Source organism: Brucella sp. NBRC 113783, assembly GCF_040372265.1.
In the GTDB taxonomy this organism is placed as follows: domain Bacteria; phylum Pseudomonadota; class Alphaproteobacteria; order Rhizobiales; family Rhizobiaceae; genus Brucella; species Brucella teleogrylli.
Window position 1 is genome coordinate 37,146 of the sequence record NZ_BAABRX010000011.1, and the last position, 12,116, is coordinate 49,261.

Consider the following 12,116-nt stretch of genomic DNA (forward strand, 5'->3'; position numbering starts at 1 on the left):
GGATGAGCCCGAATTCCTTGCACACACTGAAGGGTGCTGGCTATCTCGTTTCCACGCTAAGCGTTTTGCTGTTGGCAGTCGTTAGTTGGGACGGCGCGCATAAAAGTATTTTGCCGACGATATGTTTGATATCCGGCGCGGCAACATCCATTATCGGCATGTTCTGCCGCTGGCTTACCTATCAGATTGAGAAGAACCAACAGAATGGCGATTGAATAGTCGCGCGACGAATTATCACTCTGTCTTCGCGTTCTAATTGCTTTTAGAAATACCTCTCCAGCCGATTACCTTCGCCGAAGCCACTTTCCTTGCAGAACTCCATTTCAGTAGCGTCGCGATCAGCACTTAAGTGCAGCAGCCAACTCGCGCCCATTATCTCATAAATAGATGTATATTATAAGTTACTAATTTTCTCTATGTTAACATTAATTCAGATTACACTAAACAAGTCATCACGAAATTGTATAAGTATATCTCGTGGGTTTGTGTTGCATTGGTCACGTGTTCTAGGCGCACTCTGACCAGCACGACGGAATGTCAACGGATTCGGAGGGAAGAATGCTAAGATATCTGACCATGGTGGGGGCTATCGCGGTTGGTGCAACAATTGCGCCGCCGTTCACTCTCGAAGCAAAAGCTCAAACGACTGTCGAGTGCCGCTCAAGAGACTACAAATACGATGAATGCTACGCCGGGCCGCTGTCCAGGCCACAACTTATCCATCAAACGTCAAGCTCTGCTTGCATACTGAACCGCACGTGGGGATACAATCCAAAGAGCCGCTATATATGGGTTGCGCAAGGGTGTTCCGGCGTATTTGCAGATGTCGGTGGCTATCACCATGGCCGGGGCGATGGGTTCGATCCGGGTGCGCGCCAGTATGATCATCATGGTCATGATATTGGCGGTGTTGTCGCAGGTGCAGTTCTCGGTGCAATCGTCGAGGGAATGGTTGCCGATAACAAGCACAAACACAGCCATGCAACAAGCAACTACCGTGACTCCGGTGACTATAATGGCTGCCACGGCATTGGGTGCACTGTCGACAGGCCGGATAGCTCTGAGCGTATCGATAACACACCGCAGTTCGATAGAAACGGCGAACCCAACTACGATACGCATGGCAATTATATCGGCTGTCACGGTGTCGGATGTTTGGTGGACAGCCCTGATTAGCAGGTTGCATAGATGAGGGCGCGCAAACGCGCCGCCCTTATCTTTAAAACGCAAAGCAAATGGCAATGTTGTTATGCGTCGTCAAAATAAGATTTCGTATTTACTTCGAATCTGCCATAGAAAAGAAGCTCTTAATGGGCAGGGGCGCGGCGGCTGTTAATATTGGCCGTCGGGTGGATTAATCTCTGGCCGGATGCGTCGCTGCCACGAAATGACGTGGTCGCCCTTTTCTAAGTCAGGATGACATTGCAGATCGTGAACTACAGGAAGTCAGCTAACAAAGGCCTCTAAAAATGCAGTCGTCGTCGTGTTTCCAAGTTTAAATGTTGCTCTGGTGCCGTGTTCTTTCGAGACGGGCTTGATCCAGCATAGCCTCGCACGCGGCCATCTGTTCCCCCCTTATGAGGAGTATCGAATGCCACGATTGAAGTTAAAGTACCTCATACTTGCAGCTGTGCCTTTGGTAATCACTGGCTGTGTCACCGCAGATGAAGTCTTCCAAGACAAATGTTCGTCCTTCGGCTTTCGCCCGGGCACCGATGCCTTCGCGAACTGCATGATGCAACAAAGTGCGCTTCATGAACAAGATGAGCAGCGCGCTCAGGATCGCATTCAGGCACAGGAAGAGCGTGATCGTGAACGCAAGCGGGAGCGCCGCCGCCGTGAAGAAAGCCAGATAGATACACGGCCTCAGTTCGATAGGGACGGCAATCCGAACTTCGATACACAAGGCAATTATACCGGTTGCCATGGCGTGGGATGCGAAGTCGATAATCCGGATACCGACAACTAAACGGACGGCTGGATCAACAATCGAAAGCTTTCGTGCCGTTCTCGCGAGCGGGATACTGAATTCTTTTTAGTGTCCCCCGTTATATGCGCGTTCACTGAAAATATACGAAATAAATACTCATTTGAAATGCATAAGCGATTAAATTTATTGTAGGGCCAAAGACCTGGTGTTAGTCGATTTTTAAAAGGAGCGGCTATCAACCCTCCAAATTGCATAGCGCGGGTTCCCCCCTTTATTGCCCTCGTTATCGCGGTTTAAAGAAAAGGCCCTGAACTATGTTAACTGCTGCCCTGGAGTGGTCCGTTCCGATACTGCTTTTCCTTTGCGGGATCGCACTTATCGTCGCGGCAAAGTTGAACGCGACGACCATAAAATGGGGCGTCGGTTTGTGTCTTTTGGGCGTCGGTTATTCGTTGATGCTTATTCGTACTGAAAGCTTTTCCGCTATTAAACCGCTTGGTGAAGATCTCCTGATACTGTCGGGGATTGCGATTTGCTGCCATGCGTTTGCGAGCAAGTTTAAGCTTCGAGTACTATCTGTTTTTGATGCGCTGATTGTTTTTCTCGCTTTAGCAGCGGCTGCTTTTTCATTGTTCTATTTTCAAAGCGTTAGACTGGAAAGTCTATCTGTTCTAACCGGATGCGCTGTTCTTTTGATTTCATATTTATCGCGCGTAAAATTTGGAATGAGAACCGCTAGTGAATGGATATTAATATCAGTTTTTTCTTTTGCACTGGTTTGTTTGTTGATGCAAGCGGCTGCATATATATTTGTTCAAGACGTCGATCCCACAGTTGGTCTATGGAGTAATTCCATATGGGGCGTCTTTCTGCAATATACAGGTCTTTTCGGCGGTCTTATACTCGCGCTGTCAGTGCTCCTGACAATAAATTTGGATATCATTGCTGCCTATCGAGATAGGATAAGCCGAGTTCCCGATACGCTTCCCTTATCGAAATCGCGTGCGTTGGATCAGTCGTCCGTTACGGTCGAAGCCTCTGTGCTGCACAGCGGAGCGGAAATACAGCATTCTTCCAGCACGTCTGCCGATTTTTCGAAGACGTCCACTATTTCGATGAATGGCGTAAATCAGCGGGAAGTGGAACAGAATGAATTTCCGGATATGGATGAAGCTATACGTGCATGTCTTGCCAAATTGACAAGCGCAGCCGAATTCTCCAGATCGCCGCGTGCGCGGAAATTTCTTATCTATATTGTCGAAGAAACCCTTTCAGGGCGGGCGGACAGAATAAAAGAATATACAATCGCCTTGGATGTATTTGACCGGAAAAGCGGGCACGATCTCGCAGGCGATTCACTCGTCAGAACAAGTGCCAAGAGGCTCCGACAATCACTGGACGTCTACAATAACGGGAAGGGAAAGCTGGAACCCATCCATATCGCGATCCCCAAGGGAAGCTATATACCAAAGTTTTTCCGTAACATTCCGTCCGATATCAACCCCGTCTGACGTTTCGCGGTGGATGTGACGGTTACGTAACCTCCCCAAAACCTGTTGCTCATTTAAGGACTATTCAAAGTAGCGTATTCTGATCGAGTGTTGGTCAATACGAGCGTGTTAAATAATGCGTTTAAGGGGTGCGCATGGTTGATCGGATATACTGGCTGTCAGCGGCTGGTTTGAGAAGCGAATCTTTAATAATCGGCGAACTGCGGATGGATTTCAGACGTGCCGCCTGGCGACTAAAATTGCAGAGCGCCATTTTTGGTCGCGAATATCCCTCTGCTCGAACACAGCCCTTTCTCGATAGAAAAGAAGTTCTACCTTCGCGTGAGTGGGTAATCGAAGTCCACAGATCCTCGTTGGTTGTCCGCACTCTCCAACGCAGGCACTGTGACAGACCGCTGTCAGTTCGCCCCCAGTTAACTGGCAGCGGTCGCCCTTTTGTTGCGCAAAACGAACGGTTTAGTACGGTTTTGAGCTCGGCGGTCGGATGAAGTGGCTCGACAGTATTCCCGAAGAATGGGGTAAGTTGCACAAGAGCGATCAAAGCGCGGTCACCCTTACCCGGACCGGGCCAAATCAAATCCAGATTGTGGCCCCAGATCCCTTCGCGCTTATCCTGCTCACCCCGCAGATAAAACGGGAGGCGAGAATAGGCTCCGACCGAAGCACCACTGCGAATGTCCCGGTTGGATCGCTGGAGCTTATTCCGGATCAGGCTGATCTCTTCGCGCGCTGGCGCACGCCAAAGGAAAACATCCTGTCCTGTTTCGGAAGCGATCGGTTGCGCAATCTGGCCGGTGTAGAATTTGAGACGGATGAGTTTGAGTTAAGGCCGTTGAGCCCTGGGCGGATAGATAAGACCGCATTGGCGCTTGCGCGGCTCATGCGGGAGGAGATTTTACGCGGAAACGACAGCTCCAATTTGCTGTATCTGGATTCCCTGAATGTCGCGTTATGGCTGCATCTCCTGCGAAATCATTCTTCCATTAGGAAAACTACATATAACGGTCTCGCAGGTGGTTTCTCGGCAAGGGCCTGGCGCACGGTGGACGATTATATGCGCTCGCATCTCGCAGATACCATTCCTATCGAAACCCTTGCGAGTTTGGCGCGCTTATCCGTCAGCCATTTTTCCCGCGCCTTTCGTCAAACTACCGGCAAAAGCCCGCATCAGTATCTCATTGATCTGCGTGTCGAGCGCGCAGAACTTCTCATTCGCGCCGACGATCTGCCGCTTGCCGAAATCTGGCGGATTTGCGGGTTTGGAAGCCAAAGCCATATGACTTCCCTTATAAGGGAACGGTTGCATACAACGCCCACAAAGATAAGGCGTGGCGAAATATAAGAACGCAGGCAGGTTGTCTCTTAACCTGCCGCGTTCCAAAGAGCCGCCATTGTTCGAAAACGACTGTCATATCTGAATTCAATCAGAAAGGAATAACAGCATCTGATTTAGTAGCGATAACTCAGATATGCATGCTCATATAGCGAGTATCAGCCCCTTCCTGGAGGGATAGCTGATGAATTCGGTAATTTTCAAAGGAGGCCCTTTCCATGACCGATCATTCCATCAAAGGCAAAACCGTCATTATTGCTGGCGGTGCGAAAAATCTGGGGGGGCTTATCGCGCGTGATCTCGCCTCTCATGGCGCCAAGGCAATCGCGATCCACTATAACAGCGCAGCAAGCAAAGCGGATGCCGATGCCACCGTTGCCGCTGTCAAGGCGGCAGGTGCGGAAGCCGTTGCATTTCAGGCCAATCTGATCACGGCTGGCGCGACGGAGAAGCTTTTCGCTGACGCGATTGCAGCCCTTGGCAAGCCGGATATTGCCATCAATACCGTCGGCAAGGTCTTGAAGAAGCCAATGACCGAGATCTCCGAGGCTGAATATGACGAGATGTCCGCAGTCAATGCGAAAGCCGCATTCTTTTTCATCAAGGAAGCAGGCAAGCAACTGAACGATAACGGCAAAATCTGCACGCTGGTCACTTCGCTGCTCGGCGCTTATACGCCGTTTTATTCGAGCTATGCCGGTACGAAGGCTCCCGTCGAACATTTCACGCGCGCCGCTTCAAAAGAGTTCGGTGAGCGCGGGATTTCAGTGACCGCTATCGGACCCGGTCCCATGGATACGCCGTTCTTCTACCCCGCTGAAGGTGCGGACGCGGTGGCCTATCACAAGACAGCCGCAGCACTTTCGAGCTTCTCGAAGACAGGCCTGACGGATATTGGCGATATTGTTCCGTGGATCCGCTTGCTGGTCTCGGAAGGCTGGTGGATGACGGGGCAGACAATTCTCGTCAATGGCGGTTATACAACCAAGTAGACCAGTAACGGCGGATCGAGTACGCTCGGTCCGCCGGTGCCCGTTCAGATTTTAGGCGATAGAGGAGCGAGACGATGCAGCGATTGATGATGTTCGGTTTGGTTGTGTTTGCTGTGCTCCAGTCTTCTCTTGCCTATGCCGATTTGAAGGCGGCGGATCGCCGGCTGAATGACCTTTATGGTCAGGTCATCAATGCCTTGCCGGATGGAAGTCAAGCGCAGCTCAAGGAAAGCCAGCGCAACTGGATCAAGTACCGCGACAGTGAATGCCGCTATCAGCAAGTAAACTACGCGATCATGGTGTCTGAAGCGGATTGCAAGGAAGTCCTGACGCGCCAAAGAATAGGTCTCTTGAGCCAGCAGTTGGGTTGGCTGAAAAAAATCGGACAGCAGGACGATTCCGATGCAGCCATGGATTGTAAACAAGAGATTGGTGCGAAAGCGGCCAATATTCTCGTCAACCAATGCAAGGAAATTTCGCCCGCCACCAACCCGCCGTGCAATTCGGGAAATTCATGCGATTTGATCAGGGATGAAATCAAGCGCGGTTGCGGCATGGTAAGCGGTAAGAAGCCGTCCTATTGTCAGTAGCTCGATCCTCTGCAGGTAGGCAGGAATTCACTCAGTTAGTGTGGTGCCCAAAGCCAACGAATGGAATATCAGCCGTCGTTGGGAAAGGTACGCCCTGATAGCAGGTCGTTATAGATAATGTAGTCACTGTTCTCACCAATCATGTATGATTAACACATTGTTTTGATTGATTTTAAGTAAACCGTGGGTTGTTGAATGCGCCCTTAAGTGTTAGTCGATCAGCGGACAGGACGGCGTAAGCAATCCACGTTTTTGCGTGGCATACTCGACCTTCTGACATCAGTTAAGTCTGTATTCAACTAAATGATTGTAAAGGCCGCCGTATAATCAATTCCGCTTTGGAATGGTCCGTTCCACTATTGATCCTTGTTTGCGGTTTTGGCCTGATTGTTGCTGCCCGGTTCGGTTTTCCAACAATTCTATGGGGTCGCGGATTATGCCTGCTTGGAGCTGGCTATGGCCTGATGCTCTTTCGCACGGCCACATTCTCGGCGGTTAAACCTTTGGGAGAGGACTTGCTCATTCTGGCGGGCGTGGCCCTATGCTGCCGCGCGCTGGTTTACCATTTCAAAATGCCAAAGAAGCCGGTTTTAGAAATCGCTCTTGTCGTGATTTTCCTTGGCGCAGCGGCACTATCGCTGGCGCTTTTTCAAAGCGTGAGGCTTGAGACGCTGTCGATACTCAGTGGCAGCGCATCACTGACATTGGCGTCTCTCTGGCAGGTGAGAGCAAAGAAGAAATCCTCTTCCGAGAATGTACTTTTTGTGACCTTTATTGCCATCTTCGCGTTTCTTTTGGTTCAGAGTGTCGTCTATCTGTTTTTGAGCGACGCCGCGCCTGAGGTCGGCTTTTGGAGCCGTTCGTTCTGGGGCGTTATGCTGCAATATACGGGGCTTTTCGGCGGCGTTATCTTAACGTTTTCGATTGTCCTTGCGGTGAGTATCGATCTGATCAACGGCTATCGCGATATGGCTCACACGGACTCGCTCACACGTGTTCCAAACCGCAGAGGTCTGCAGGCGTTCCTGCGCTCGTTTCAGCTGGCCAATGGGTCGGTCGAGCCAACGACAATCATTCTTGCGGATATTGATCACTTCAAAACGGTGAATGATCGGTTTGGCCATCATGCCGGCGATATGGTTTTGACTGATTTTGCTCAATTGTTACAGGAACGGGCGGGCCCGGGAAGCTGCGTGGCGCGCTTGGGGGGTGAGGAATTTGTGGCACTCCTGCCCGGAACTTCTGCGTCGGTTGCAACCACTCTGGCCGAGGATTTGCGCCAGACATTTGCAGCCAGACGATGGCGCCATATATCTGCCGATCTGCAGCTGACCGTGAGCTTTGGCGTAACAGTGCTGGAACAGGGCGAGCCGTTTAAATCGGCAATCGCCCGCGCCGACAGCTATCTCTATCGTGCCAAGCAACACGGACGAAATCGCGTTGAGAGGGATCGAGCGGCGTAGTTCGGCGTTGCTTGTGCCTTGCCGGTCGAACAATGGCCAATTTGCCCGTTCCTGTATTAAGAAAGAAATTAGCGACGCGGGTTGCGCGGTGCCCCGTGACAGCGCGAGCAAGGCATGCCATAGGAAGGCCAAGTTATCACAAGGCCTCCCACACTCATGATCCGTATCGACAATATCAGCAAGTCGAATAGCCATCGCATTCTGTTTATCGAAACCTCCGCCGCATTGAACCGTGGTGAAAAGATTGGTCTTGTCGGGCCAAATGGCGCTGGCAAAACAACGCTTTTCCGTATGATCACCGGTGAAGAACTGCCGGATGAAGGTCAGGTCACGGTCGAAAAAGGCGTGACAATTGGTTATTTCAACCAGAATGTCGGCGAAATGGGTGGACGTTCGGCGGTTGCCGAAGTCATGGATGGCGCCGGGCCAGTCAGCATTGTTGCTGGGGAACTGCGCGAACTTGAAGCGGCCATGTGCGATCCCGATCGGCTCGATGAGATGGATGCGATCATCGAGCGCTATGGCGAGGTTCAGGCCCGCTATGAGGAACTCGACGGGTACGGTCTGGACGGCCGGGCGCGTGAAGTTCTGGCTGGCTTGAGTTTCAGTCAGGAAATGATGGATGGCGATGTCGGCAAATTATCCGGCGGCTGGAAAATGCGCGTTGCGCTTGCCCGTATTTTGCTGATGCGTCCTGATGTGATGCTGCTCGACGAACCAAGCAACCATCTTGATCTTGAAAGCCTGATCTGGCTCGAAGCTTTCCTCAAGAACTACGATGGCGCGCTGTTGATGACATCGCATGATCGCGAATTCATGAACCGCATCGTCACCAAGATTATCGAAATCGATGGCGGCTCGCTTAATTCCTATTCGGGTGATTATGCCTTTTATGAAGGCCAGCGTGCGCTGAACGAAAAGCAGCAACAGGCCCAGTTCGAGCGTCAGCAAGCAATGCTGGCCAAAGAAATAAAGTTCATTGAGCGTTTCAAGGCGCGCGCATCTCATGCATCGCAGGTGCAGAGCCGTGTGAAGAAGCTTGAAAAAATTGACCGTGTGGAGCCACCGCGTCGGCGCCAGACGGTTGCTTTCGACTTCGCGCCCGCTCCGCGTTCGGGAGAAGACGTGGTCAGTCTCAAGGGCGTCAACAAAACCTATGGTAGCCGCACGATCTATGACGGACTGGATTTCATGGTTCGCCGCCGTGAGCGTTGGTGCATTATGGGCGTCAATGGCGCCGGTAAATCGACGCTGCTGAAGCTTGTCGCAGGTGCAGCGGAACCCGATCAGGGGATTGTGAATCTCGGCGCCAGCGTGAAACTTGGCTATTTTGCGCAGCACGCGATGGATATTCTGGACGGCGATAGCACTATTCTCGAATGGCTGGAGCAGCGTTTTCCAAAGGCAGGGCAGGCTCCATTGCGCGCGCTAGCTGGCTGCTTCGGCTTCTCCGGGGATGATATCGAGAAGAAATGCCGGGTGCTGTCCGGTGGTGAAAAAGCGCGGCTGGTCATGGCCGCGATGCTGTTCGATCCGCCGAACTTCCTCGTACTCGATGAGCCGACGAACCATCTGGATCTCGACACCAAGGAAATGCTTATCAAAGCGCTTTCATCTTATGAAGGGACGATGCTTTTCGTATCGCATGATCGTCGTTTTCTGGCGGCGCTTTCCAATCGCGTGCTGGAACTCACGCCGGATGGCATTCAGCAATATGGTGGCGGCTATACCGAATATGTCGAAAGCACAGGACAGGAAGCACCGGGCCTGCATGTGGGATAATGCGTAAAAACAAATAGATAGAGCGATTCCCCGATTTCGTTTGAACCGGAACCGCTCTAGGTCGCGACTTTCCGAAGCGACTTCTCGATTTCTCCGCCGCAATAGGCATCGCCATAATCATTGAAGCTTTTGGTATCCAGCGCAGCCAGCGACGGTATCTCCTGCATCCGCTTGGAAAGACCCCATATCATCGGTGAGGTATCTTTGATTATGGTCTCAATTGTAGCGAACCTGTCGGCCATCGTAGACCAAACGATAGAAGTCACGATGTCGGCGATGCCGGGCTTTTCAGTTCCAAGCATAAATCCTGTATCGACTTTAAGCCCGTTTCGCTTGCCAGTATCTTGAAAAATGCGGAGCCATTGGCGTAGTCGGGGAACGAATTCGGTCCATTTTTCACGCGTCCACATTTCACGCCCGCCGTCGAGCGTCAGTTCATCGATGACGTCGTTCGCATCGTTTACAATCTTGGCTGTCAGTGCTCGTTTTTCGATTGTTGTTGGCAGGAGTTCCAGCCTTTCTCCGAGGTACATGGCGATCGCGGGCATTTGTGACACCGCAAAATTGCGCGGACGATCAATCAGCACCGGTGGGCCCATAAATGCGATCGGCTGCTCCTCGACATCAAGGCGCATGACTTCTTCAATCTCGCCGAAATCATGTTCATCCCAGGAACATTCAGCATAAGCCAGAATTCCTCGAATGAACTGGCCGCGGAATGGTACTGGCCAGTAGTAAAGATCGAAATCGCTCAATTGCCACTCTCCTCCTCGCACGCATCAAGGATAACCGGCCAGACCAGCTGAGGTTCCATGTGTTGGAGCTAAGCGGCGATTACTGTCCTCGGCGGGTCAAGGAGACAGAGTTTTTTGGTCTGGTCAGGAGACTCCAGCGGAGATTTGGTTCAGCAGCGCAAACAGGATGGCGGAGAGGATCGCGGCGGCGGGGACAGTCACTACCCAGGCGGCAGCAATGGTCAGTGCATGCGAACGGCGAACCAGCTTGCGACGGCGACGCTCTTCTACGGGAACAGAATTCAGTGGTAGAGCCTGGCGTGCTTTCTTCAACCGCCGTTCTGTGTCCCATTCGCGGAAAAAGCCGACCCCAAAGATCGCACCGATGGCAATGTGGGTCGAGCTGACGGGCAACCCCAGCCAGCTGGCGAGAATGACCGTGATTGCGGCTGAGAGTGAGACGCAATAGGCCCTCATCGGGTTCAGCTTTGTGATCTGATTGCCAACCATGCGAATGAGTTTGGGACCAAATAGACACAAGCCGAAGGAAATGCCGCAGGCTCCAATCAGCATGACCCAGAGTGGTATTACAACGCCTTCAGTTAGCGTACCGGTCTGTGATGTCTGGACAATTGCCGCGAGTGGCCCGACAGCATTGGCGACATCATTCGCGCCGTGGGCAAAGCTGAGCAAAGCAGCCGAAACGACCAACGGAATGCTGAACAGGACTTTAAGCGACTTGTTACGGTTTTCGAGGCCCCGGGACTGGCGGCGAATGACCGGGATCAAGGCAATCCAGCTTCCGATGCCAAATGCCAATCCGATAATCAAGGCTACCCCGATCGACACGTCGATCAGCTGCTTCAGTCCTTTCATGATCAGATAGGTTGCAAAGGTCCCCGCCATGAGCCCCATAAGGATGGGCACCCAGACGCGAGCCGCAGCAATTTTATCCGCGCGATAGACGATACGGGCCTTGATCAGCCAAAGAAAACCAGCCGCTATGATAGCGCCCAACACGGGCGAAATAACCCAGCTTGCCGCGATGGCCGCCATCTGGGACCAATTGACTGCGCCGAGGCCTGCCGCGACGACACCCGCTCCGACGACCCCGCCGACAACCGCATGAGTGGTCGAGACAGGCGCACCGATCCATGTCGCGAGGTTAACCCAGAGGGCAGAGGCAAGCAACGCCGCCATCATTGCCCAGATGAACATCATCGGGGTGGCGAGCGTATCTGGCGCGATGATGCCCGTCGCCACGGTGGACACGACGTCAGTCCCCGCGATGAGCGCACCCGCACTTTCAAACACCGCGGCAATCGCAATCGCGCCGCCCATGCTCAACGCATTGGCACCGACGGCAGGGCCCATATTGTTGGCCACATCATTAGCGCCGATGTTCAAGGCCATATAGGCGCCAAAAACGGCCGCGGCGACGACAATCAGCGTCTGGCTGGTCTGACCGAGCAGCATGGCCGCGCCAAGCCCTGCAAGGATGATAAATACCAGCGCCACGCCCGGTGCCACGAGCGGACGTGAAACGTAACTCGCTGCCGTTTCGAGGTTGGCGAAACGGCCCAAATCTCGATCCAAGGTCTCTAAGTGCCGAGCTTCGAGATCTTCGTTTGCCATGATTTACTCTTGATTACTAACGCGATGTAGCGGTCGAAATAGCCGCTTGTGAATGGTCCATTGAAGGAATTTTGAGCGTTTTTAACTGTCACAATTGAAAAAAGTCAATGACTCGACGCGGCGAAGATGCCTTCGGTCTGTCATTT

At 52.4% G+C, this 12,116-nt stretch carries 11 protein-coding genes; 9 read left to right on the top strand and 2 right to left on the bottom strand.

What is annotated here, in order from left to right; genetic code table 11:
• The first annotated feature begins 2 nt into the window (after window positions 1–2).
• From ABWW11_RS22355 to ABWW11_RS22395, 9 genes are all read left to right on the top strand, one after another.
• Window positions 3–215 (top strand): hypothetical protein, encoded by a 213-nt coding sequence (locus ABWW11_RS22355; RefSeq protein WP_109365604.1) that lies wholly within the window; start codon window positions 3–5, stop codon window positions 213–215.
• Between the two features lie 343 nt (window positions 216–558).
• Window positions 559–1,176 carry a DUF3011 domain-containing protein gene (locus ABWW11_RS22360; protein WP_109365605.1) on the top strand — a complete coding sequence of 206 codons (618 nt, stop codon included), beginning with the start codon at window positions 559–561 and terminating at the stop codon, window positions 1,174–1,176.
• Window positions 1,177–1,591: 415 nt separating this feature from the next.
• Window positions 1,592–1,969 (top strand): hypothetical protein, encoded by a 378-nt coding sequence (locus tag ABWW11_RS22365; RefSeq protein ID WP_109365606.1) that lies wholly within the window; start codon window positions 1,592–1,594, stop codon window positions 1,967–1,969.
• A 275-nt stretch (window positions 1,970–2,244) separates the two neighbouring features.
• Window positions 2,245–3,441, top strand: a complete 1,197-nt coding sequence (locus tag ABWW11_RS22370; protein WP_109365607.1) for a hypothetical protein — start codon at window positions 2,245–2,247, stop codon at window positions 3,439–3,441.
• A 484-nt stretch (window positions 3,442–3,925) separates the two neighbouring features.
• Complete coding sequence (locus ABWW11_RS22375; protein WP_109365608.1) at window positions 3,926–4,783, top strand: helix-turn-helix domain-containing protein; 858 nt, start codon at window positions 3,926–3,928, stop codon at window positions 4,781–4,783.
• Window positions 4,784–4,992: 209 nt separating this feature from the next.
• A complete protein-coding gene (locus tag ABWW11_RS22380; protein ID WP_109365609.1) occupies window positions 4,993–5,766 on the top strand; it encodes an SDR family oxidoreductase in 774 nt (257 codons plus the stop codon).
• 74 nt (window positions 5,767–5,840) lie between these two features.
• Window positions 5,841–6,356: a lysozyme inhibitor LprI family protein gene (locus ABWW11_RS22385; RefSeq protein ID WP_109365610.1), complete on the top strand. Its 516-nt coding sequence runs from the start codon at window positions 5,841–5,843 to the stop codon at window positions 6,354–6,356.
• 515 nt (window positions 6,357–6,871) lie between these two features.
• Window positions 6,872–7,819 (top strand): GGDEF domain-containing protein, encoded by a 948-nt coding sequence (locus ABWW11_RS22390; protein ID WP_319080425.1) that lies wholly within the window; start codon window positions 6,872–6,874, stop codon window positions 7,817–7,819.
• A 156-nt stretch (window positions 7,820–7,975) separates the two neighbouring features.
• Entirely contained in the window at window positions 7,976–9,601 is a 1,626-nt protein-coding gene (locus tag ABWW11_RS22395) for an ABC-F family ATP-binding cassette domain-containing protein (protein ID WP_319080424.1), read from the top strand.
• 56 nt (window positions 9,602–9,657) lie between these two features.
• On the opposite strand, the gene gst is transcribed toward ABWW11_RS22395, so the two are convergent.
• On the bottom strand, window positions 9,658–10,356 hold the full coding sequence (gst, locus tag ABWW11_RS22400; RefSeq protein WP_109365612.1) for a glutathione transferase, Atu5508 family: 699 nt from the start codon (window positions 10,354–10,356) through the stop codon (window positions 9,658–9,660).
• 123 nt (window positions 10,357–10,479) lie between these two features.
• Window positions 10,480–11,970 (bottom strand): inorganic phosphate transporter, encoded by a 1,491-nt coding sequence (locus ABWW11_RS22405; protein WP_319080423.1) that lies wholly within the window; start codon window positions 11,968–11,970, stop codon window positions 10,480–10,482.
• Window positions 11,971–12,116: the final 146 nt, after the last annotated feature.

Coding starts and splice junctions, on each gene's coding strand:
- ABWW11_RS22355 (WP_109365604.1), top strand. CDS start 3: ATGAGCCCGAATTCCTTGCACACACTGAAGGGTGCTGGCTATCTCGTT.
- ABWW11_RS22360 (WP_109365605.1), top strand. CDS start 559: ATGCTAAGATATCTGACCATGGTGGGGGCTATCGCGGTTGGTGCAACA.
- ABWW11_RS22365 (WP_109365606.1), top strand. CDS start 1,592: ATGCCACGATTGAAGTTAAAGTACCTCATACTTGCAGCTGTGCCTTTG.
- ABWW11_RS22370 (WP_109365607.1), top strand. CDS start 2,245: ATGTTAACTGCTGCCCTGGAGTGGTCCGTTCCGATACTGCTTTTCCTT.
- ABWW11_RS22375 (WP_109365608.1), top strand. CDS start 3,926: ATGAAGTGGCTCGACAGTATTCCCGAAGAATGGGGTAAGTTGCACAAG.
- ABWW11_RS22380 (WP_109365609.1), top strand. CDS start 4,993: ATGACCGATCATTCCATCAAAGGCAAAACCGTCATTATTGCTGGCGGT.
- ABWW11_RS22385 (WP_109365610.1), top strand. CDS start 5,841: ATGCAGCGATTGATGATGTTCGGTTTGGTTGTGTTTGCTGTGCTCCAG.
- ABWW11_RS22395 (WP_319080424.1), top strand. CDS start 7,976: ATGATCCGTATCGACAATATCAGCAAGTCGAATAGCCATCGCATTCTG.
- ABWW11_RS22405 (WP_319080423.1), bottom strand. CDS start 11,970: ATGGCAAACGAAGATCTCGAAGCTCGGCACTTAGAGACCTTGGATCGA.